Consider the following 21,814-nt stretch of genomic DNA (forward strand, 5'->3'; position numbering starts at 1 on the left):
CTTGTCGGCTCTGTCTGAGTAAAATAGGAAGAGACTAAATATTGATAATTACTATTAATTAAAGATTTATACGCAATTCCAGTTAAAAGATAAAGGAAAACGAATTGTTTTTACATTAAGAACGATTCAATTAAAATGAATATTAGTGAGAATAATTTATTTTTTCTGTTGAGAAAGAATCATTCTAAAACGAAATAGGGGTTTTTTAAATGAAATCGATTGGCACGGGTTATGCCAGCGGAAAGATCATCTTAATGGGGGAACATTCGGTTGTCTATGGCGAACCGGCGATTGCCTTTCCTTTTTCAGGAACAGGTATTCAAGCGACGATCCGCGCGAATAAATTAGAATCGTGGATCGAATCCAGCTTCTTCCACGGACCGCTTTCAGAAGCTCCAAATACGATGCGCAACGTGACTGTTTTACTATGGTATTTAGTGAAGCATTTTAAAATTCCAGAGCCATTTTATCTAAAAATCGAAAGCTCGATCCCAGCTGAACGGGGAATGGGCTCTAGCGCGGCTGTAGCAGTCGCAATTACACGGGCTGTCTTTGATTGGATGGAAGAACCAGCGACGCAAGACAGCGTGCTGCACTTCGTTAACCAAGCTGAAGCAGTCGCTCACGGAAATCCTAGTGGTATCGATGCTACTACGATCAGCGGCACGGAACCGATCTTATACCAAAAAGGCATCGGCTTCCAGCCTTTCCAATTAAACATGGATGCTTTTTTAGTGGTCGCCGATACTGGCGTCAAAGGTCAAACGCGTAAAGCAGTGAAGGACATCGCCAAATTGATGGAGATGCGCCCCTACGAAACCAATAAACAAATGCGTATGCTGGGTAACTTGACCAGCAAAGCCCAACAAGCCATCCTGCAAAATCGTCCGCAGATTTTAGGCGACTGTATGAATCAAGCACAAGGATTATTACGATTATTAGGCACCAGCAATCGTCACCTAGATCACTTGATCGAAACAGCTTTGGAAAATCAAGCTCTGGGCGCGAAATTGACCGGCGGCGGTCGCGGCGGCTGTATGATTGCACTGGCGGAAAATGAAACCAGCGGACGTCAGCTGCAGCAGATTTTATTAGATGCCGGCGCGCGAAATACATGGATCGAAGGGTTAGGAGTGTACGCACATGTTTAGCGGTAAAGCGCGGGCTTATACCAATATTGCCTTGATAAAATATTGGGGCAAAGAAAATCAAGAACTGATCATTCCAATGAACAACAGCCTATCACTGACATTGGATGCTTTTTATACCGAAACACGCGTCACCTTCTCAGAAGAGATCAAGCATGACCAATTTTATCTAGACAATCAATTGCAAGATTCGAAAGCGACCTTAAAAGTGAGTCGCTTTCTTGATGTCATCCGCACAAAAGCGGGTTGTTCTTTGCGCGCGGTCGTAAAAAGTCAAAACTTTGTGCCAACCGCAGCAGGTTTAGCCTCTTCAGCCAGCGGTCTAGCGGCTCTAGCCGGAGCCGCAAGTGCCGCTTTGAATTTAACGCTATCTCCTGAAGAATTATCTCGTATAGCGCGCCGCGGTTCAGGCTCGGCTTGCCGCAGTATTTACGGCGGTTTTGCGGAATGGCAAAAAGGCGATACTGACGAATCTTCTTATGCCGTCAAAATTCCTAGCGCCGGTTTTGAAGATGAATTAAGTATGCTTTTTGTCGTTGTGAATGACGCTCAAAAAGACATATCCAGCCGTGACGGAATGCAGCGCACGGTGGAAACTTCGGCCTTTTATGATGGCTGGCTGCAAACCGTACCTGCAGACATAGCAAGAGCGAAACAGGCGATCGCAGAAAAAAACTTCACCGCTCTGGGAGAAGTGACTGAGGCCAGTGCTTTGAAAATGCACGGAACAACTTTAGCTGCAAATCCGCCCTTCACTTACTGGTCTGCGGAAAGTATGAAAGTCATGAATCTTGTCCGTCAAATCAGAAATGCTGGCTTGCCTTGCTATTTCACGATGGATGCTGGCCCAAATGTCAAAATCCTAGTGGAACGTAAAAATGAGGAAGCTTTATTGAACGCTTTAAAAAATCAATTTGATGACCAACAGCTCGTCGTTGCCCATGCAGGGCCGGCGATTGAAATCTTGAGCGAGGAGGAAGCCAAATGATCGAAGTGACTGCACCAGGGAAATTATACATTGCCGGCGAATATGCGGTAGTCGAACCAGGACATCCGGCAATTATCGTGGCGATCGATCAATTCATCTCTGTTTCGATTGGTCCCGCAAAAAAAAGCGGCAGTATCCAATCCGCTCAATACAGCGACATGCCTGTTCGTTGGACACGACGGAAAAATGAGCTGGTCTTAGATATTCGCGACAATCCCTTTCACTACATTTTAGCGGCGATCCACTTTACGGAGAAATTCGCTCAAGAAAAAGGCAAAAAACTCGCCTTCTTTGATTTGAAGGTGACTAGCGAGCTGGATAATTCCAACGGGCGCAAATACGGTTTAGGCTCTAGCGGTGCTGTTACTGTCGCTACAGTCAAAGCCTTGAATGCTTTTTATGATCTACAGCTTTCGCAGCTGGAACTGTTTAAATTGGCGACATTGGCTCATCTGAATGTTCAAGGAAACGGCTCCTGCGGAGATATCGCAGCAAGCTGTTACGGCGGCTGGCTGGCCTTTTCTACTTTTGATCACGACTGGGTATTAAGCAAGCTTGAATCTGAAAAAATGACTACCTTGGTGGAAAGCGAATGGCCTAGTCTGAAGATTGAACCCTTAGAAGTACCAGAAGATCTGCGTTTGCTGATCGGTTGGACCGGCAGCCCTGCCTCGACCTCTGATTTAGTCGATCAAGTCCACCAGTCCCGCGAGGAGAAAAGGACTTCTTATGAGAACTTTTTACGGGAAAGCACAGAATGTGTGGATCAAATGATCCAAGGCTTCAAACAAAACGATGTGGCTCTGATCCAAAAAATGATCCGCAAAAACCGCAGCCTATTGAATCAATTAACCAGTCTCAGCAATGTTTCCATCGAGACCGAAGAATTAAAACGTTTGAATGATCTGGCAGAAAAATATGGCGGCGCGGCAAAATCATCAGGCGCTGGCGGCGGCGACTGCGGTATCGTGATCGTTGACAAACGCGCTGGGATTCTGCCCTTGATGAGTTCCTGGGAAAAGGCCGGCATCACGCCGCTGCCTTTACATGTCTATCATTTTACGGAGGATCCTCATGAATCGTAAAGATGAACATGTTTCCTTAGCTCGCGCTTTTCATCAAAAACCAAAAGAGAATGATTTTGATGCGGTTCGCTTGATCCACAATTCCTTCGTCAGCACGCGATCAGAAGAAATCGATCTAAGTACAGAAATCCTTGGATTACAACTCAGTGCCCCCTTCTACATTAATGCAATGACCGGCGGCAGTGAGAAAACCAAGCAGATCAATCATGATTTGGCGATTATCGCTCGCGAAACGAACCTAATGATGGCAACAGGGTCGGTCAGCGCTGCATTAAAAGATCCGAACGTAGCAGATTCTTACAGTGTTGTTCGTGAAGTAAATCCTGACGGCTTGATTTTAGGCAATATGGGCGCTGGCCGCACCAGTGAAGATGCAAAAAAAATCGTCGACTTGCTTCAAGCCGACGGGATGCAGATTCATTTGAATGTCCCGCAGGAACTGGTCATGCCTGAAGGAGATCGTGATTTTCACGATTGGCCAAAGAACATTCAAGAGACGGTCCAACAATTGAGTGTGCCCGTAATTGTTAAGGAAGTTGGTTTCGGTATGAGCAGAGAAACCCTTCAGCAATTACAAACGCTCGGCGTAAAAGCGGTTGATGTTTCAGGGAGTGGCGGTACAAGCTTCTCGCAAATCGAGAATGCCCGACGTAAAAAACGGGAACTAAGCTATTTAGATGACTGGGGACAATCAACGGTGATCTCCTTATTAGAAGCCCAAACTGTCAATGATCTCACGCTCTTAGCCTCCGGTGGCATTCGTGATGCCTACGATATTTTCAAAGCGCTTTGTTTAGGTGCTAAAGCTGTTGGCATCTCCGCTACAATCTTAGATCATTTGATCAGCAATGGAATTGATGCCACGATTGAAATGATTGAAGACTGGAAAACACAGTTGCGTCGGTTGTATCTAATGACCGATAAGGCAAAAACAGCGGATTTAGTCCACAATCCGATCATTATCAGCGGTACACCAAAAGAATGGTGCCAAGCTCGCGGCATCAATTATAAAAAATTAGCATTGCGCAACTAACTTCTAATAACAAGGAGGCTGTGACATAAGTCATTGCCATTAGCTATAAGAAGTTGGCTCCATGAAATCAGTGGATGATTTCATGGAGCCAACTTTCTTTATGTTTTTAGCGTCCCGAGACGTTTCACTGCCGCTAACTTTCTCATGTTTAATGCCATGATAAGAATACCTGTCTCTTTTTCACCTTCTCCATCCCTCGAATATGGTATCGAGTGAAATGCAAACAAGCCTTCATCCACCCAAAAACTGGCTCTACGTCAATTTTTCTTTGTGCGTAGATGTTTTCATTTTCAGGTTCTGAAAGCAAGGTGCGTTGTTTTGCTTTAAAGTATTCTAACGAAGGATTGACTTTTATGATGCGTGTATTGCCCCCTTTGGTCAACGCTTCTGGAATCACTTCTTTGTTTTCTGTATATTTTTCTGCTTTGTATTCTTTGAAGTCTCGAACAAACCCATCGACTTTATCCGTAGCTGTTCTGTATGCATTGAAATTGAACCGAACTCCTTTTGGATCAAGGTAATAATCCTCTGTTTCGTCATACGTCCAATTCATGACTTTACGTTCATCCGATTGCCATTTCTTAGTCTGTTCTTTTAGCATTGTAGAGTAAGGAATGAATGCGGTAGTTCATCCTCAAGATACCGATAATTTTGTTCTGAACCATATTCGGCATCTGTCACAATATATCTAGGAAGGCGACCCGCTTTGTTCATTTTTTCTATAAATGTTGGGAATGTTTTCGTATTCGTTGGATTATGATAGACATCATAATCCAAAATGAACTGATTACTGGTAGCTATTTGAAGAAGGCATCAAGCCCAGTATTGAGCTTAACACCTGTCTATCTTATCTGAGTATCTGTTGCTTTATCTTCTTAAGAGACGCTGCAGCCAATTTTTTCTTTCACCGATCCGTATATTTCCGCTGATCTTGTTTGCGTTCAACATAGATTGAAAAAAAATATTATCCTGTAATAATAATTGATTGATCACCTGTAAACGTCTAAAGTGCTTCTTCTTATGGCTATCAAATTTCATCTCTTCAGGTAATTTATCTTGGAGTTCGAGCCGAGCATAATCTTTTTGAATGAGCTTCATTAACTCATATTGCTGAGTAAGCAGACGATTGATCTGTTTGATTTCGGGAGGTTCCACAGAAATTTCCGAATCCGAGGGAGCCAATCTTTTTAGCGCGGCGACATAGTCCTGCATGTCTAACATAAAAATATGATTTGACTTGCTAGCCATTAAATTCTTTTCGTCCACTAAATAATCAATCAAAACACCTAAGCGTGCGTTTGATTCAGCCAGTTCTTTTATCTCTCGTCTCAGTTTCTCCATACCCTCGAACCTTTCCTCTTATCCTAATTATAGTCTATCGTTTTTCACAGACTATAACAATCAAAGAGATTCATTTTTACTAAAAGAAATGAATTTTTTAAACAAAAACAACTATTGTTATTTTAGCCAAAAGAATTGAAAGGTATTTCTTAAATAGTTAATATTTTATTTCATCCCTTCTATCTTCCATTATTCAAGAATTGTTAAAGTTTTTTCTTCAAAATCGAACTGTAACTCTTCAAACTCTTCAAATAGTGCGTCTACTGAAATCTGTTCATCAACTATTTTGATCGTTATCGAAGAGGTATCTTCTCCATCAAAATATTCCACGTAAATCACCAAAAGTTCAGTTTCTGATAAGCTTGTATACGCATTGAAGTTATCATAATGATTTGTTGGGACATACAAAGACCATCCTTTAGCTAACGGAATCTGTTTTACGTAAGCACGACTAAATTTTGCTAGAACCTTATTTATAATTCCCATGAACGATTCCTCCATAGCTTGAAAAAGACTCCTGAATTAACCAAATAATCAATTCTTTTCTCAAGAAATCTGTTACAACACAATCAATTCCCCAACTAAATTGTTTCAGAGTGATTTTCTTTTCAGAAATATAAACGGGAATATTCACATCATCCTCGTCCAGATCATTTAGTTGAATGATAAATCCTTCATTTCCATTATTTAGTTTCTCGGTTGATTTTAAAACAACGACAGCTTCTTTCTTTATAAAACTAGGTAACAAGGCCTTCCATTCCCCATCTAATTCTAGCGAAAAGAAGTTGGCTTCTGATTGAGTGTTAAGATAATTCCCTATCTGCGGCATTTCTCCGAGATATTTTCTAATTTCCATTTCATCCTCCAAATAATAATTATTATTATATATATTTTACATAAAACAGTCCGATACCAAAAGGGAACATAAGTTTATTCGGTATTTAAATTATATAAAAAAGACATATTTATTCGATTAAAGATATAAAAATTAATAGTTGCGTGATTTTTCTTATTATACCCGTTGAATACAATCAGGCTTTCTGAACAAACAAAAAAAGACTGGGCTTTGTCAGTCTCTTTCATTTACGTATAAAATCCCCTAGTCTTCTTTCATCGTACATACACGTTCTATATGCATGGTCAAGTAAATCTCTTCTTCTAAAGAAGTTTGAATTTGCTGATTCTCATTAAGATATTTGATTATTTTTTCAGCACATTGGAAAGAATTCGGGTATTGCTGAATGACTAAACGCATCATTTCATCACTGATATTCATCATGCTTATTCCCTTTACTTGACGAATCAAAAAGTACTGAAGATGAGTGATCAAACGTGAAAATCCAATAGACTCTTGATTAATTTGAAATTGAAAATGATATTGAATAATCGAAATAATATCTGAAATGATTTTTGTGAAATTCATTACTTGCTGAATGGAATCATAGTTTTCTCTCTTGCTGATAAAATGCATAGCGATGGCCGTTGCTTCAGATTCATCAAGTGCTGATTTCAGCTTCTCATTAATCATAGCAACCGCTTTATCTCCCAATTTTGCCTCAATAGGATAAAGCTGTTTGATATCCCAGTAAAGAGGATTAACCATTTGAATATTTTTCTTTTGTCTTTCCACAGCTGAAAAAATATGATCTGCCAAAGAAATCAACATTGGTAATTTGAACTCTGTGTGTAGCTCTTTTTCAGCTATTCGTAACAATGTATCTGTTAATACAATAAATTCAATAGGGACCTCTCGAACAAGCACAGATACTTTTTCTAGTTCGTTTTCATCTTCCTCTTTCAGTACAAAGGTCCGTTCAATAAGTTCTATCTTCACAGGATCATCAGGGTAGGCTTTATAGCCTACCCCTTTCCCCATAATGACCATTTGCTGTTGCACATCATTTTCTACAAGTACAACGTTATTGTTTAATCTTTGCTTTACACGCACGGCTGTTCCTCCTAGAAAATTCTAAAGCAGTGCTGCGGCCTCTTTGTCTACGATCAAAGTAAAATCAGGATGAGTGGTTAGTAGCGTAGCCGGAACAGCTTCTGAAACTACTCCTTCAACTAACTTTTTGACTATGCCAGCTTTCGCTTCACCATTCGCAATCATCACTAGCTTTTTGATTTGCATAATACTCTTTGGTCCCATTGTAACATAGAAATCTGGCCGTTTTTCTTCCACACCGCCAACCTCATTTAGCAATACCTCTACCATGTCAGGCGTAGCATCCTCATCTACGCGACTAGTCAGATCACCAAATTTTGTGGTACCAGGTAAATTGCCACAGAAATGACCATCTGCTCCTACTCCTAATAAGACAAAGTCCAGTCCGCCATCTTCTGCTATGCGTTCATCTTGAGTCTCATAATTGGTCCAATCCAATACATGGATCTTTTCGCGACAAACATTCGCAGGTTCAAAATACAACTTATTTAAATTTTTCATAGTAACCCCGTAGCCGTCTTCACCTTTAAATGGAATCTCATCAAAATTATAATAATGAACATTATCAAAATAATTTTTATCCTTTACTAATGGAATCATCAGATCGTACACGCCCTTCGGTGTTGATCCTGCCGTAATCGCAATATTTGTACGATGTTGCGTGTGCATCGCTCCTAAAAGATGTTGAGCGCCTACCTCATTCATTTCTTTAAGTGTGTTGGTTACAATTAATCTCATTTTCCCTCTCCTTAAGTTTCTATTTTGCTATACTAAATAGATTTTGATTTAAACCTATCTCAGCCTCTGCTTCGTGTTTTTTTACAACACCGTAAGTCTCTGTATTTGTTACAACAACAATAATCACATCATTTAATTGTTTTTCTTGAATCAATTTTTTGTCGAACGTTATCAAGACATCGCCCTTTTCAACATGCTCGCCTTGCTCAACTTTCAAATCAAATCCTTCTCCCTTCATCGTTACGGTATCTAAACCAATGTGAATCAGTAACTCAACCCCATTGTCCAGTTCCAAACCAATCGCATGCTTTGTAGGAAAGATTGCTTTTACTGTTGCTGACATAGGAGCGTATACTCGTCCATCAGAAGAAGCAATAGCTAGTGTCTTACCTAATATTTCTTTCGAAAACGTAGCATCGTCAATCTTTTCCAGAGAAATCTGTTCACCAATAATTGGTGAAGGGACCTCCATTGCAGCGTTTAATCCACCTGCATCTGCAGTTTCTACTTTCGATTGCTCTGCTGCTTCTTTTTTAAAGCGATTCATTAAAGCAAATGTTAGCAGTGCAGTTACTACTACCGAAACTATCCCTCCGATAATGATTCCTATAAACCCTTCCCCCATGAAAGCAGGAAAAGATAGTACTCCTGGCATGACAAAGCCAAAGCATTGTCCACCAAGCATCGTACTAATTGCAGAACCAATACCGCCACCAATACAAGCAGCAATCATAGATCCTTTATTTCTCGCAAGTACTCCGTAGATCGCAGGTTCAGTAATACCGATATATCCTGAAATAGCTGCTGATAAAGCAACTTGTTTCTCTTTGGAGCCTTTTTCTTTAAAGTAAACAGCCAAAGGAGCGGTTGCTTGGGCTAACGTACTCATAAGTACCATCGCCATCAATTGAGAAGAACCAAAACTTGAAATTTCTTGTTGCATAATCGGATTCATCGCATGATGCATTCCTCCTAAAACTACAATTGGTCTAGTACCTCCAACGATCAATCCTGCCAACCATGGAGAAAAGTCAATTAACCATTTCACACCCGTAGCTAGATATTCTCCAATATAGAATCCCAAAGGCGCTAGCATTGCCAGCGAAATCGGACCTACAATAAGTACTGAAAGCAGTGGAGAAAAGACCATACTCACCATTTCAGGTATTCTTTTATCAAAGAAACGTTTCACGTTCGCTAACAGCCAAACAGAAAAGATAATTGGCAATACGGAAGCACTATAATCCACAACAGCTAATGGGATCACACCAAACAACTTGATAAAGGTTTGTCCTTCCGCAATTGCATAAGGGTACATAAGAAGTCCAGCTAAGGTTAATGCAAGATACTCGTTTGTTTTGAACTTCTTCGCGGAACTAACTGCCAGCAAGAATGGGAAGAAATAAAACATTGCATCCGCTAAAGCACTAAAGAAGATCAACGAGTCGCTACTTCCATCAATCCACTCGTAATTTTGAAACATAAAGATAAAGCCTTTAAGAAGTCCTCCCGCAATCACTGGCGGTAAAACCGGCGTCAAAATCGAAGACAATGTATTTAAGATATTGGAAATAATTCCTTTGCTATTATTGGAAGATCCGTCATCTCTCTCATCCGATAGATGAACTAATTCATTAAACTCATTCGTAACATTTGCAACTTTCCCTCCCAAAATCACTTGAAATTGTCCACTTTGAAATTGCGAACCTAAAACACCTTCCAATTGGTCGATAGCCTGCTGATTCACTTTTTCACTGTCTTTTAACTGAAAGCGCAACCTTGTGACACAGTTCGTGTAACTCTTGATATTTTTCTCCCCACCTACTTCATTTAGAATCGCTTTCGCTAAATCTCGATTATTCATTCAATCGCCCTCCCTTTAATTTATTCAATAAAAAAATGCCCAAAGAGAGCGTATCAAAATACGCTTTCTTTAGGCATTGCCAGCTTTACCCGTAACGAATCCTACTGAATAATTGTTATTTTACAAAGCAATTGTAGCACGAGGAGAAAACGCTGTCAACAAGCTTTTTCAACCACTTTTTTTAATTCTTCTAAAATGAACCCCTCTGTTTAAAAGAACTGTTTGCTCTGCGGCTGAATGTTTTCTTCAATCCTTGAGAAGCCTTTTTAATATTATGTTATGTTAAAAACTTCCTGTAACCCCCACATAACAAGTAGATTTTGAAATATTAAAAAAAGAGCCATCTAAAATTGATGTCTCAATTTTAGATGGCTGCTTCATTTACTTTTACGCTTTGTAATCGTAAGCAGTTACGATGATTTCTTTTAGTTCGCTGATTAATGGTTCTTTAGGGTTAGCAGTCGTACATTGGTCTTCGTACGCTAACTCTGCCATACGATCAACTGTTGTATTCAACGTTTCTTGAGTCACACCTTGTGCTTTCAAGTTCATGTCGATGCCACAAGTAGCTCCTAAGTTGTAGACAGCTTCAATCAATGCTTCAACTAATTCTGCTGTTGTATTGCCTTTAAGTCCTAAGAACTTAGCGATATCAGCGTAGTCAGCATCTGCACGGAAGTAGTCATATTTAGGGAACATCGCATGTTTTTGCGGATCCTTCGCATTGTAACGGATGATATGAGGCAACAGAATTGCGTTCGTACGTCCGTGAGGAATGCCGTACTCTCCACCGATCTTGTGAGCGATTGAGTGACAAATTCCTAAGAATGCATTGGCAAAGGCCATACCAGCCATTGCTGATGCGTTATGCATTTTTTCACGAGCTTCTGGATCAGCTGTCTTCACTGATTTTTCAAGGTTTTCAAAGACAAGTTTGATTGCTTGTAAGCTCAATCCACGCGTGTAGTCAGATGCCATAACAGATACATAAGACTCGATCGCATGTGTTAATACGTCCATACCAGTATCAGCAGTTACTGAAGCAGGTACCGTCATAACGAATTGAGGGTCAACGATTGCTACGTCTGGAGTCAACGCGTAATCTGCTAACGGGTATTTCACGTGTGTTTCACTATCTGTGATAACGGCAAATGGTGTTACTTCAGAACCTGTACCAGATGTTGTTGGGATACATACGAACTGAGTTTTTTCAGGTTTGCCGATATTGTAAGTACGTTTACGAATATCTAAGAATTTTTGTTTCGCGCCGAAGAATGAAGTGTCTGGGTGTTCAAAGAACATCCACATTCCTTTCGCCGCATCCATTGCAGAACCACCACCAAGAGCGATTACTGTATCAGGTTGGAAGTCGTTGAATACTTCTAATCCTTTATAAACAGTGTTTGTTGAAGGGTTAGGTTCAACATCAGAGAATACTTCGATTTTCACATCATTTGAACGACGGCCAAGAACTTCGCGAACGATGTCAGCATACCCAAATTGAACCATACCAGGGTCACAAACTAACATGACACGTTCAACGTTTTCCATTTGTGTCAAATACAATAGAGAGTTCTTTTCAAAGTAGATTTTTGATGGTAATTTAAACCATTGCATATTATTTCTCCGTTTCGCTATAGTTTTAACATTGATTAAGTTAATAGCAGATACGTTCTTAGATACAGAGTTCTTACCGTATGAACCACAACCAAGTGTCAATGATGGAATCATTTCGTTGTAGATGTCACCGATACCGCCTTCTGCAGATGGTGAATTTACTAAGATACGGCAAGCTTTCATACGCAATCCAAATTTCACTTGTAGATCTTCATCTTCAGTATGGATAACTGCTGTATGTCCTAAACCACCTAATTCCAACATACCTTGGCAAAGATCGAATCCATGTTGGTGATCGTTTGCTTTGATCATTGCTAAAACTGGAGAAAGTTTTTCACGTGATAATGGGTAATCAGCACCCACGCCGTCTAATTCTGCGATCAGAATTTTTGTGCCCGCAGGAACTTTGATACCAGCGCGTTGAGCGATATCTTCAGCTGAATGACCAACAATCGCAGGGTTAACCGCATATTTGCCTTCGTTCATTACAGCGTCTTCTAATCTCTTCAATTCCGCTTTTTTCACTACATAAACTTGATGTGCTTGGAACTCAGCTTTTACTTCTTCGTAAACTTCTTTGTCAACGATGACTGCTTGTTCAGAAGCACAGATCATACCGTTATCAAATGATTTTGATACAATCAAGTCGTTTACTGCACGTTTGATTTTCGCAGTTTTTTCGATATATGAAGGTACGTTACCAGCACCTACACCTAAAGCTGGTTTACCAGTAGAGTATGCTGATTTAACCATGCCAGGTCCGCCTGTCGCAAGAACGATCGCTACGCCCGGGTGATTCATTAACATTGATGTTGCATCGATCGATGGCTTTTCGATCCATTGGATACAGTTTTCAGGAGCGCCGGCTGCGATTGCAGCATCACGAACGATACGTGCAGCTTCAGCAGAACATTTTTGAGCACTTGGGTGGAATGCAAATACGATTGGATTCCCAGTTTTCAATGCGATCATTGATTTGAAGATCGTAGTAGAAGTTGGGTTCGTCGTAGGAGTTACTCCACAAACAACGCCGACAGGTCCGGCAACTTCGATCAAACCTTTTTGTTTGTCTTCGCCGATCACGCCAACTGTTTTGTCATTTTTGATGCTGTTCCAAATGTATTCTGATGCGTACATATTTTTGATCGCTTTATCTTCGACAATCCCACGGCCAGTTTCTTCAACTGCCATTTTTGCCAACATCATGTGTTTGTCTAATGCCGCCATTGCCATTTCATGAACAATATGGTCAACCTTCTCTTGATCGAAGTCTTCCATTTCTTTCAGAGCAACGTTTGCTTTTGCCGCTAATTCGTCAATCACTTGCTCAACGCTGATCGCGTCTTTTTCCTTTTCAATCGCTTTAGCCATGTGTATCCTCCTAAAAATTTTTGTGTTACTTTTCACATACACATCATACAACACCGTCAATCGTTTGTAAACAGTTTTTGTGATTTTTTTCACACCGTATTTTTTTATTAACAAATGCTATGATATCAGCGATATTAGAACAATTGTTTTTATAGTGTTTTGAAATCATAAAAACGTTATCAAAGTTCTCCTTTTCACAATTCAAAAAAAGAAAGCAGGTTTTTATACAATCTCTGCTTCCTTCTATATTAATGAGCTATTTTTTCTTGGCATATACCCAAAATCCGCCTAGAACTCCCCATCCTAGTACCGCTAAGGCAAAATTCTCCAACGCGTTCAATTTAGGATACTCTTTGCTTGTAGTCGATGGTGGCGATTGAACAGTCGGATTTACAGCAGAATTGGAACTTTTTGGTTTTGTTGGCATTACTGTAGGTGTAGTTTTTTTGTCTGGAACAAGCTCTATGGTATTTTTCTTAGTCAATTCTACTAGTTTATTTTCCTTATCGACGGTAAACTTCAGCGGCTCACTGTCCAACTGATAACCTTTCGGGGCTTTTGTTTCTATCAGTGAGTACTCGCCTGCTGGCAGAGAATCAATATGAAGCAAACCATTTTCATCCGTGATCAGTTTTCTTCCCAAGTCTATCGAATCATTGGCGGCATTTTTTAAGTCAAACTCAGCTCCTTGAAGTTTTTTACCAGTCACAGAATCAATTTTGGTCAATGTGATCCCTGTTTGAATCTTAGGATCCCGATTAGTTACCATATTTCTTTCTTCATGGCTTTCCTCATGAATCGAAACCCTCATCGGTTCAGCCTCGATCAGATAGCCTTCAGGTGCGTCCGCTTCTACTGCATAATAGTCGCCGAACGGTAAACCATCAACTTTCACAACCCCTTCTTCATTTGTTTTGATTACCTCATCTTCTTTGACTCGCTGATTTTCTGCGTCAAACACGTGGAAGACAGCATTCGCCAATGGCTCATTGGTATCATCATCAACCTTTCTAATACAGAAACCTCCTGTTGGCGGTTCTTCTTTATAAACATTGATAAACATATTGGCAGAGTTTTCTTGATTATCATCGTCAACATACGTAATCATGCTTTCTAGCTGCTGATCATTTTCACTTATTGTGATTGCAGCAGTAACAATTTTCTGATCATAGATCATTCCCGTTTCATCGCCAGCTTGTTCTTTGATCGTATACGTATAAGTTCCGATCTTATCAAAAGTCAACGGTCCAAAGTCGATATCTGATCCGTCATTGGTTTTGGTTTCCACCAATTGGTCGTCTGAGTCGTATAATTCAAAATTGAATTCCTTGTCTTTTAGTTCCCGGCCCATTAATGACTTGTACGCTTTTAGGGACACAGTAATTGGCTTGATTTCACTGAATGTATTGGTAAATTCATTTGCGGTGTTTTCTTTTTCGTCATCGTCTGTATAACTGATTTTGCTTTCCAGCTTGTTGTCTTTTTCATCAATCTCAATCGTCGCTGTCACTATTTTCTTATCGTAGTTCATACCTTTTTCATCACCGGCTTGTTCTTTGATCGTATAGGTATAGGTTCCCGTTTTGTCAAAGGTCAGCGGTTTAAAATCGATGCTCTTTCCTTCATTCGCTTTAGTCTCTACCAGACGCCCTTCTGAGTCATACAGTTCAAAATTGAATTCCTTATCTTTTAGCTTTCGGCCATCCAAGTTTTTCTTAGCCGTTAATGAAACCTCAGTCGCCTTCGGTTTTTCTTTTTTATTCTCGACTAAGAACTGGAAGGTATGATGATTTTCATTATCTACCGTGATGGTATTGCCTTGGGAATAATTCCCACTTTCGCCTTTACGATGGGTATATGTTTGCTGATACCCATGCGCGTCCGTTTCTTCTAATGTATATTGCTCGCCGGATAGAAGAATTTTTTTCCAGTCAACAATAATTGTTGCTTCTTCAAAAGTAGGTGAAGTATAAAAATTGATTGGATATTCTTTATCCTTTTCTTCAACGTCCGTTTTCCCATAAGCTACAGGAATCCCTTTGTTTTTCAATTGGAAAGTAAAGGTGGTCGGAGTGTCCAGTTCAGCAGTTCCAACAACCTTCTTTTTAGCTTGCAGATTGATTGTCGATTGATTTAGAATCAGAAACTGGGTGGCTTTGTTGATTTTAGCGTTGTAATCATATTGATCACCTTCGCCTGTTCCCCCAGTAATTAGCGGGGAATATTCAGGACTGCCAACTTCTCTGATCAAATAGCTGTGTCCATCGATCATGACTGAGCCCCAGCCGTCAGTTCCATTGTTTCCGTTGATCTTTCCAGTATAGTTTCCAGCCGCATCTTTGTATTTGTAAAAATCTACTTTGACCCGTTCGCCTTTTTGACTTATTTCTTTTTCCGTCACACCATAAGCAATCGGTATTATTAAGTTGGTTTTATCTACGATCTCAAATTCAAAATGACGCGGCTCCTTCATTTCGCCAGTTCCTTCAACCTCTTTTTCCGCCTGAATAAACTCGCTGGCTACACCACCGCCGATTCTTTGAAAATCCGTTTCCCATTCGTCTTCTTCAAATCCATCCTCACCCCAGATGAACTGAGCCTTATTTGCATAGGTGCCGTTCCCATAGCCTTCCTCTACTAATACATCTGCATTAAAGCTTAATCCATAAGCGACAATTCCTCCACCGCCTGGACTTTCATTAGGATCGCAATAAATTTTTTGTAAATCTGCTTTTTGAGTATCATTAAGGGAATCATCAGTTGCTATCGCATTTGCGATGGCTCCGTTATGAACATCGTTATATAGTGCATGACCTCCTGGCAAGTCACCAAAGGCTACTAAGACGGTATCCCGATTTTCATTGTCAGTATAGACACCGTAAGCACGTTGATTATTCTTCGCCGGGTAATCCCTCACGCGATTCATAAAGTCGGTATAAGATTCGGCATTATCAGGATAAATTCGTTCAAACGCATCTTGAATTTGTAAGTTGTTAGTATTCTTAACACACCGAGTCCCCATTTCGCCTACCGTATTGATCGTATGGACCGGGACAGTTACATAAAGCGAGCCGTCTTGAAATTTCATTCCTGGATCTAACTTATCGATTAACAAGCCATTCTCACGAGCTACCATCTTTGTTGATGTTCCGGCTTCTTTATTAGCAGAATAAGTATTAATCAACTCATGAAGCCCTTGATAATTTACGATAAAAGACCAATTGATACTGTTTTGGTTGTGGTTTTGTTTTCCGTTTTTATGAAACGGCAGATTTTCCTCAGGGTATTCTTCGTCATCATCACCTGGATTTTCACCGCCGCCTGGGTCAACGATCTCCAATTTAGGGATGATCGCAGAACCATTCCCACCACCATCAATCCCTGTGCCAGCTTTCAATGCTTTTACATCGACTGATAACCAACCATCCGTTAACACACTCTGTCTGGCACCTTCTTCATTAATCGTTACGACAAATTGACTACCGATCAATGCATACATCCCTAAACTATTTCCGCCATGAGGGTTCTCTAACTCATAGGGTCCTTCATCTCTATAGCCGCCAAAATATTCCGGGTCGGGCAAAGAAAGTACAAAGCTGTCTCCTGCTCCAACCATAAGCATATTTTCTTCGCTGATTTCCCACGAATAGCGTAGATGGATCGTATCACTGATATTTATCTTATTGTCTTCAGTTACTTCTGTCCCATTATTCTTTTCCATTTCCAATCCAGTTATATCTACTAGATCGGTAATATCTTTTGCTGCCGTCGAAACGGTAGGGCGAATCGTTCCTAGCGTTACAATATACGAGCTGACTAGTAAAATAAGCATCACAAGATGTACAACTTTTATTTTCCTCATCTCTTTCCCCTCCATTTTTTCTTTCGTGATAAACAATTAACCATCCTGATTTATACAATCTCCTCCTTATCCTTATAAATAACAATAAATAGATACATTTAATTCCCTTAACTGACAATATTTTCTTTATTTTAATTTTCTCAGATTTTTTGCCGATTTTTAGGCTATTTCCAAATTATATCTGTCAATTTTTTAATGGATTATTAATATTTTGATTTTTTACTATCCAAGGTCACTTCTAGTTCTTTTTAGTCTCCATTCGTCCCAAAATTTTCACTAGTCTGTTGGCGTATTATTAAGCAATCATTAATTTCTTTCCAAAGTCTGTTCTCTCACTGATTTTCGAGTACAACAAAAAAACTGACCAGTCTTAACTGATCAGCCATTTCCCTACTTATCTTTTCTTATTATAAAGCCAGAGTCCAACAAGTAGTCCAAGACCTGCTATTGAGAATAATTGATTTTCCCTCATACCTGTTGCCGGATATTCTTTTTTTGACGAAGACGGGGACGATTTATTCGTTTGCTGACTGCTGGATTCTTCACTGGTTTCCGATGATTCAGAGAATTCTTTTTTTTCTGGAATGGGCGTATCTCCCTTCGTATTCTCTTTTGCCAATGCTACAAACCGATCATCCTTAGCGAAAGTAAATTTTATCGGGGTATCATCCAACACATAGCCTTCTGGTGCTTTTATCTCTACCAAAGTGTACTCTCCAGCTGGGAGGGGATTAATGTGAAGCACTCCATCTTCATCTGTGACCAATGCCTTTCTTAGATACATTTTATCGCCAGCCGAGTTCTTCAGTTCAAACTCAGCTCCTGGCAGCGGTTCTCCTGTTGCTGAATCCGTCTTGGTCAAATCAATTCCTTTCTTTTCCTCGGTGTTTTCCGCGGAGTTGTCTATCGTATCAGGTGCCGTCGACGTTTTTGGCGTTGTTTCTTTAGCGCTTTGCTTCAAGCTCGTCTTTTCAGTCGTGTCCTTCTGGGTTTCATTCTCAATTTTCGGAATCACCATTGTCGGAACCGCCGCTAGATCATTGGTAAATCGCTCCTTTAAGATCGTTTGATTTAAGATCAAAAAATGAGCTGTTCGAGAATCATCCATCTGATAATCGTATTGATCCCCTTCGCCAACGCCGCCAGTGATCACCGCTGAAAAATCTGGATTGGGCATCTCTCGGATTAAATAGCTGTGATCATCTTTGAATAAAGAACGCCAGCCTGAAGCACCTGTGTTTCCATCAATCTTGTTTGACAATTCGCCTTGTGCTGATTTGCTTTTGTAAAAAACAACTTTGACTGTTTCTCCCTTCTGAATCAGCTTTCTTTCTGTTCTTCCAAAGGCGACTGCTTCTTTCTGATCCGCTTTGTCAACAATCACATAATCAAAATTCAGAGGCTTATCCAAGATACCAACACCAGCTATTTTGGCGTTCGCTTGGATTAAATCATCCGTAGGAACATTGGGATCAATGATCTCCAGTTGAGGAATGGTCAGCGATCCATTTCCGCCAGCATTGATTTGGCTGCCCACCTTTATAGCCTTTACGTTTATTTTCAGATGAAGCTGCGATAACTCTTTTTGTTTCGCTCCCGTTTCATTGATCGTCACTGTAAATTGATTATCTGATAATGAAACCTGGCCCAAAGTTTCGCCTGTTACAGAATCTTTAAGCTTCGTTTCTAAACTATTATCATCACTCCGAAAATACTGCGCATCTGGTAGAGAAATACGAAAGGTATCTCCTGCCTCAATCTCAGTCATGCTTTCCTGATTGATGTTCCAAATATAGTCTAATTGAATCCTGTCATTCAGTTGAATCTGATTGCTCTCTGTAACCGCGCTTCCATCATCCTTTACTAATTTCAAATCCAATACGTGCACCTTAGCAGTAGTATCTTTTACTGCCGCTGAAATTGTCGGCTTTGCAATTCCTAAAATTACTAAATAGGAACTCAGCAGTAAAAAAAGCATGAGAATTGGCCCTTTGCTGATTTTCATCATTCTCTCCCCCAATACCATCTCTAATCAAACAACCAAAAATACTAGCTCCAAAATCATCTTCTCTTATTTATATATACGCATTCTATCTAACTTTCTATTCGTACCGCTTTTCCTTATTTTCTCAGAATATTGACCGCTAAAGAGCCAATTTTAAAATCTTATATTTCTTATTTTTAACGTTCAGTAAGCAATCTGGTTTTTTTACACAACAAAAAAGACGCGTATAAATACGCGCCTTGATACCTAAAAATGCTAAAGCCAGAAATCGCTCTTACTTCTCTTCTGGTTTGTCTTCAGGTTTTTCTTTTACTACTGTTTCTTCTGGTTCTGTAGGTTCAACTGCTGCTGGTTCAACGGGAGCTGCCGCTGGACGTACACCAGATTTCACCGTTCTGATTGAAGAACGATCAAATACCAAGTAGATTCCTTCACAGTCTAGAGTAACCGTTTTGTCGCTATCATTGATTTCAGAGATCACACCGTGTAATCCACCGATTGTTACGACGCTGTCCCCAGTCTTCATTGCATCTAATAAATTCTGACGTTCTTGCTGTTGTTTCTTTTGAGAACGATTCATAAAGAAGAACATTCCCAGCATCAACACTAACAAAATAATCATTGAAAAGCTTCCGCCCATTTTTAATTTCCTCGCCTTCTAAAGTAATTCCTTTTAACTGTAACAAAGTTTTCAGTCTTTCACTAGCATTTTAACCAGACTTTAAAAACTTTTTGCGTTTTGCTTGTTAAAACCATACTCTTCAAAGAAGGCTTGGCGGAATTCTAATAGATTATCATCCATAATTGCTTGGCGAACTTGTTTCATCAAGTTGATCAAGAAATACAGATTGTGATACGAAGTCAAACGAATACCAAACGTCTCATCACAATGAATCAAGTGGCGAATGTATGCCCGTGTGTAATTACGACAAGTGTAGCAATCACACTTTTCATCCAACGGACGGAAATCATGAGCAAACTTCGCATTCTTAACCACTAAACGTCCGGCAGAAGTCATACAAGTACCGTTGCGGGCAATACGCGTAGGTAAGACACAGTCGAACATATCAACACCGCGAATCACGCCATCGATCAATGAATCAGCCGCACCGACGCCCATCAAGTAACGCGGTTTGTTTTCTGGAATCAACGGTGTGGTGAACTCTAATACTCGATTCATTTCTTCTTTAGGTTCACCAACAGATAGACCGCCGATCGAGTAGCCAGGGAAATCCATGCTGACTAGATCTTTCGCACTTTGACGACGCAGATCCTCAAAACCGGCACCTTGGATGATCCCGAACAATCCTTGAGTTGCTGGATTCGCATGGGCCTTCAAGCCTCGTTCAGCCCAACGTGACGTGCGCTCTACTGATTTCTTCACATAATCGTAGCTTTCATCGAATGGCGGACATTCGTCAAAGCTCATCATGATATCAGAGCCTAATTTATTTTGAATATCAATGGCTTTTTCCGGTGACAAGAACATTTTTGAACCATTTAGATGGTTCTTGAAATGCACGCCTTCTTCAACGATATTACGCATATCCGCTAGTGAGAAGACTTGGAAGCCGCCTGAATCAGTCAAGATTGGCTGATCCCAATTCATGAATTTATGCAAGCCGCCTGCCTCTGCGACTAGATCTTCACCAGGACGCAGCCAAAGATGATAGGTGTTGCTCAGGATGATGCCAGCACCCATTTCCTTCAATTCTTCCGGTGACATGGTTTTTACAGTAGCCAACGTTCCCACTGGCATAAACATTGGTGTCGGGAACGTTCCGTGAGGCGTGATGATTTCGCCAAGACGCGCTCCAGTATGTTTTTCTTTCTTTATTAAGCGATAAGAAATGGCAGGTTCAGTCATTTAATTTCCTACTTTCTTCTATATGTATGTGTTTGCAACTTGTACCATAATACTGGTTTTAACCCGCTTTTGCAACTTTCTGTACAAGGCTTAAGACAGATTGCAACAATGAATCCAGCTTAATCACCAAACCCTCTATTTCTTCTGATCTTCTTGATACTTTATAATATCTCCCGGTTGGCACTCCAGAACTTCACAGATCTTATCTAAGGTTGAAAAACGGATTGCCTTTGCACGATTGTTTTTCAGGATTGATATATTCGCGAGCGTGATCCCGACTTTTTCGGAGAGTTCGCTCACGCTCATTTTTCGCTGTGCCAAGACAACATCTAAATCAATAATAATCGCCATTTGTTCCCCCTAAATAGTTAACTCGCTATCATTCTTCAGCTCAGCAGCACTCTTAAATAATTCCTCGACAATTTGAGAAAAGATAAACGCTGTGAAAGGAATCGAAACAAGCCCCAAACCAATCACCAAAACGCCAGGTGCATCTTGCCGATCTGCAACCGTGTAGAAAAACGGCAAGATTCCCAAAAACACAAGACTGATCAAAAGAATCAGTTTCTTAATCTTCGAAACAACCTTCAATGTCTTGGCAGAAAAAGCCTCTGCACGTTGAATAAAATCCAATATTCGATTCAATAAAAACAATACCCGAAACCCTAATAAAACAGAGCCAAAAACTGCGCAGAAAAGAATAGTGTTAACTACGTTCTTTTTTTCCGATGAGAATTGGAACATAAAAATTACTGTGATGAAGAGAACGAATAACGAAATAATAACTAATGCCGTTTTAAGCAAATTGACCTTGAGCTTCATTAAAACACCCCACTAAATTTGATAGCCATATGTTAGCATTCAACGAATTGATATTCAACATATTTTTATCGATAAACGATACGCTTAACTAAATATAAAGTTTTACCAGAACTCTCTGTAGCGAC

General features: G+C 40.2%; 17 protein-coding genes and 1 pseudogene. 4 read left to right on the top strand and 14 right to left on the bottom strand.

Going from position 1 to position 21,814, the window contains the following annotated elements:
* The first annotated feature begins 209 nt into the window (after positions 1 to 209).
* The 4 genes from mvk to fni are packed head-to-tail and all read left to right on the top strand — an operon-like array spanning position 210 to position 4,254.
* Positions 210 to 1,151 (top strand): mevalonate kinase, encoded by a 942-nt coding sequence (mvk, locus tag AC4J95_RS00075; RefSeq protein ID WP_494548112.1) that lies wholly within the window; start codon positions 210 to 212, stop codon positions 1,149 to 1,151.
* Positions 1,144 to 2,136, top strand: a complete 993-nt coding sequence (gene mvaD, locus AC4J95_RS00080) for a diphosphomevalonate decarboxylase (RefSeq protein WP_494548113.1) — start codon at positions 1,144 to 1,146, stop codon at positions 2,134 to 2,136. The genes mvk and mvaD overlap by 8 nt, the downstream gene beginning before the upstream one ends.
* The gene (locus AC4J95_RS00085) at positions 2,133 to 3,221 is read left to right on the top strand and encodes a phosphomevalonate kinase (protein ID WP_494548114.1); all 1,089 of its coding nucleotides are present in this window, start codon (positions 2,133 to 2,135) and stop codon (positions 3,219 to 3,221) included. Before mvaD ends, AC4J95_RS00085 begins: the two co-directional genes overlap by 4 nt.
* On the top strand, positions 3,211 to 4,254 hold the full coding sequence (gene fni / locus AC4J95_RS00090) for a type 2 isopentenyl-diphosphate Delta-isomerase (protein ID WP_494548115.1): 1,044 nt from the start codon (positions 3,211 to 3,213) through the stop codon (positions 4,252 to 4,254). Before AC4J95_RS00085 ends, fni begins: the two co-directional genes overlap by 11 nt.
* Before the next feature lie 98 nt (positions 4,255 to 4,352).
* Here fni and AC4J95_RS00095 read toward each other — a convergent pair.
* From AC4J95_RS00095 to AC4J95_RS00160, 14 genes and pseudogenes are all read right to left on the bottom strand, one after another.
* A pseudogene (locus tag AC4J95_RS00095) lies at positions 4,353 to 5,061 on the bottom strand (transposase); the annotation flags it as partial.
* A 60-nt stretch (positions 5,062 to 5,121) separates the two neighbouring features.
* Positions 5,122 to 5,595, bottom strand: a complete 474-nt coding sequence (locus AC4J95_RS00100) for a hypothetical protein (protein WP_494548116.1) — start codon at positions 5,593 to 5,595, stop codon at positions 5,122 to 5,124.
* A 189-nt stretch (positions 5,596 to 5,784) separates the two neighbouring features.
* Positions 5,785 to 6,081, bottom strand: a complete 297-nt coding sequence (locus tag AC4J95_RS00105; protein ID WP_494548117.1) for a hypothetical protein — start codon at positions 6,079 to 6,081, stop codon at positions 5,785 to 5,787.
* Complete coding sequence (locus AC4J95_RS00110) at positions 6,065 to 6,451, bottom strand: hypothetical protein (RefSeq protein ID WP_494548118.1); 387 nt, start codon at positions 6,449 to 6,451, stop codon at positions 6,065 to 6,067. Before AC4J95_RS00110 ends, AC4J95_RS00105 begins: the two co-directional genes overlap by 17 nt.
* Positions 6,452 to 6,694: 243 nt before the next feature.
* On the bottom strand, positions 6,695 to 7,543 hold the full coding sequence (locus AC4J95_RS00115; protein ID WP_494548119.1) for a PRD domain-containing protein: 849 nt from the start codon (positions 7,541 to 7,543) through the stop codon (positions 6,695 to 6,697).
* A 21-nt stretch (positions 7,544 to 7,564) separates the two neighbouring features.
* Entirely contained in the window at positions 7,565 to 8,281 is a 717-nt protein-coding gene (locus tag AC4J95_RS00120; protein ID WP_494548120.1) for a glucosamine-6-phosphate deaminase, read from the bottom strand.
* Between the two features lie 19 nt (positions 8,282 to 8,300).
* A complete protein-coding gene (locus AC4J95_RS00125; RefSeq protein WP_494548121.1) occupies positions 8,301 to 10,145 on the bottom strand; it encodes a glucose PTS transporter subunit IIA in 1,845 nt (614 codons plus the stop codon).
* A 387-nt stretch (positions 10,146 to 10,532) separates the two neighbouring features.
* Positions 10,533 to 13,133: a bifunctional acetaldehyde-CoA/alcohol dehydrogenase gene (adhE, locus tag AC4J95_RS00130; protein ID WP_494548122.1), complete on the bottom strand. Its 2,601-nt coding sequence runs from the start codon at positions 13,131 to 13,133 to the stop codon at positions 10,533 to 10,535.
* A gap of 256 nt (positions 13,134 to 13,389) precedes the next feature.
* Positions 13,390 to 16,995 carry an MSCRAMM family protein gene (locus tag AC4J95_RS00135; RefSeq protein WP_494548123.1) on the bottom strand — a complete coding sequence of 1,202 codons (3,606 nt, stop codon included), beginning with the start codon at positions 16,993 to 16,995 and terminating at the stop codon, positions 13,390 to 13,392.
* A gap of 394 nt (positions 16,996 to 17,389) precedes the next feature.
* Entirely contained in the window at positions 17,390 to 19,000 is a 1,611-nt protein-coding gene (locus AC4J95_RS00140) for a SpaA isopeptide-forming pilin-related protein (protein WP_494548124.1), read from the bottom strand.
* A 274-nt stretch (positions 19,001 to 19,274) separates the two neighbouring features.
* Positions 19,275 to 19,622, bottom strand: a complete 348-nt coding sequence (gene yajC, locus AC4J95_RS00145) for a preprotein translocase subunit YajC (RefSeq protein WP_494548125.1) — start codon at positions 19,620 to 19,622, stop codon at positions 19,275 to 19,277.
* 99 nt (positions 19,623 to 19,721) lie between these two features.
* Positions 19,722 to 20,867: a tRNA guanosine(34) transglycosylase Tgt gene (tgt, locus tag AC4J95_RS00150; protein WP_137664790.1), complete on the bottom strand. Its 1,146-nt coding sequence runs from the start codon at positions 20,865 to 20,867 to the stop codon at positions 19,722 to 19,724.
* A 135-nt stretch (positions 20,868 to 21,002) separates the two neighbouring features.
* On the bottom strand, positions 21,003 to 21,218 hold the full coding sequence (locus AC4J95_RS00155) for a helix-turn-helix domain-containing protein (RefSeq protein ID WP_316401890.1): 216 nt from the start codon (positions 21,216 to 21,218) through the stop codon (positions 21,003 to 21,005).
* Positions 21,219 to 21,227: 9 nt separating this feature from the next.
* Positions 21,228 to 21,689, bottom strand: coding sequence for a DUF2975 domain-containing protein (locus AC4J95_RS00160; RefSeq protein ID WP_494548126.1), 462 nt, complete (start codon positions 21,687 to 21,689; stop codon positions 21,228 to 21,230).
* Between the last annotated feature and the right edge of the window lie 125 nt (positions 21,690 to 21,814).

It is taken from the genome of Enterococcus sp. GPZ-007 (genome assembly GCF_059374735.1).

Excerpts from the sequence above, each read along its gene's own strand:
- mvk (WP_494548112.1), top strand. The coding sequence starts at position 210 with ATGAAATCGATTGGCACGGGTTATGCCAGCGGAAAGATCATCTTAATG.
- mvaD (WP_494548113.1), top strand. The coding sequence starts at position 1,144 with ATGTTTAGCGGTAAAGCGCGGGCTTATACCAATATTGCCTTGATAAAA.
- AC4J95_RS00085 (WP_494548114.1), top strand. The coding sequence starts at position 2,133 with ATGATCGAAGTGACTGCACCAGGGAAATTATACATTGCCGGCGAATAT.
- fni (WP_494548115.1), top strand. The coding sequence starts at position 3,211 with ATGAATCGTAAAGATGAACATGTTTCCTTAGCTCGCGCTTTTCATCAA.
- AC4J95_RS00100 (WP_494548116.1), bottom strand. The coding sequence starts at position 5,595 with ATGGAGAAACTGAGACGAGAGATAAAAGAACTGGCTGAATCAAACGCA.
- AC4J95_RS00105 (WP_494548117.1), bottom strand. The coding sequence starts at position 6,081 with ATGGGAATTATAAATAAGGTTCTAGCAAAATTTAGTCGTGCTTACGTA.
- AC4J95_RS00110 (WP_494548118.1), bottom strand. The coding sequence starts at position 6,451 with ATGGAAATTAGAAAATATCTCGGAGAAATGCCGCAGATAGGGAATTAT.
- AC4J95_RS00120 (WP_494548120.1), bottom strand. The coding sequence starts at position 8,281 with ATGAGATTAATTGTAACCAACACACTTAAAGAAATGAATGAGGTAGGC.
- AC4J95_RS00125 (WP_494548121.1), bottom strand. The coding sequence starts at position 10,145 with ATGAATAATCGAGATTTAGCGAAAGCGATTCTAAATGAAGTAGGTGGG.
- adhE (WP_494548122.1), bottom strand. The coding sequence starts at position 13,133 with ATGGCTAAAGCGATTGAAAAGGAAAAAGACGCGATCAGCGTTGAGCAA.
- AC4J95_RS00135 (WP_494548123.1), bottom strand. The coding sequence starts at position 16,995 with ATGAGGAAAATAAAAGTTGTACATCTTGTGATGCTTATTTTACTAGTC.
- AC4J95_RS00140 (WP_494548124.1), bottom strand. The coding sequence starts at position 19,000 with ATGAAAATCAGCAAAGGGCCAATTCTCATGCTTTTTTTACTGCTGAGT.
- yajC (WP_494548125.1), bottom strand. The coding sequence starts at position 19,622 with ATGATTATTTTGTTAGTGTTGATGCTGGGAATGTTCTTCTTTATGAAT.
- tgt (WP_137664790.1), bottom strand. The coding sequence starts at position 20,867 with ATGACTGAACCTGCCATTTCTTATCGCTTAATAAAGAAAGAAAAACAT.
- AC4J95_RS00155 (WP_316401890.1), bottom strand. The coding sequence starts at position 21,218 with ATGGCGATTATTATTGATTTAGATGTTGTCTTGGCACAGCGAAAAATG.
- AC4J95_RS00160 (WP_494548126.1), bottom strand. The coding sequence starts at position 21,689 with ATGAAGCTCAAGGTCAATTTGCTTAAAACGGCATTAGTTATTATTTCG.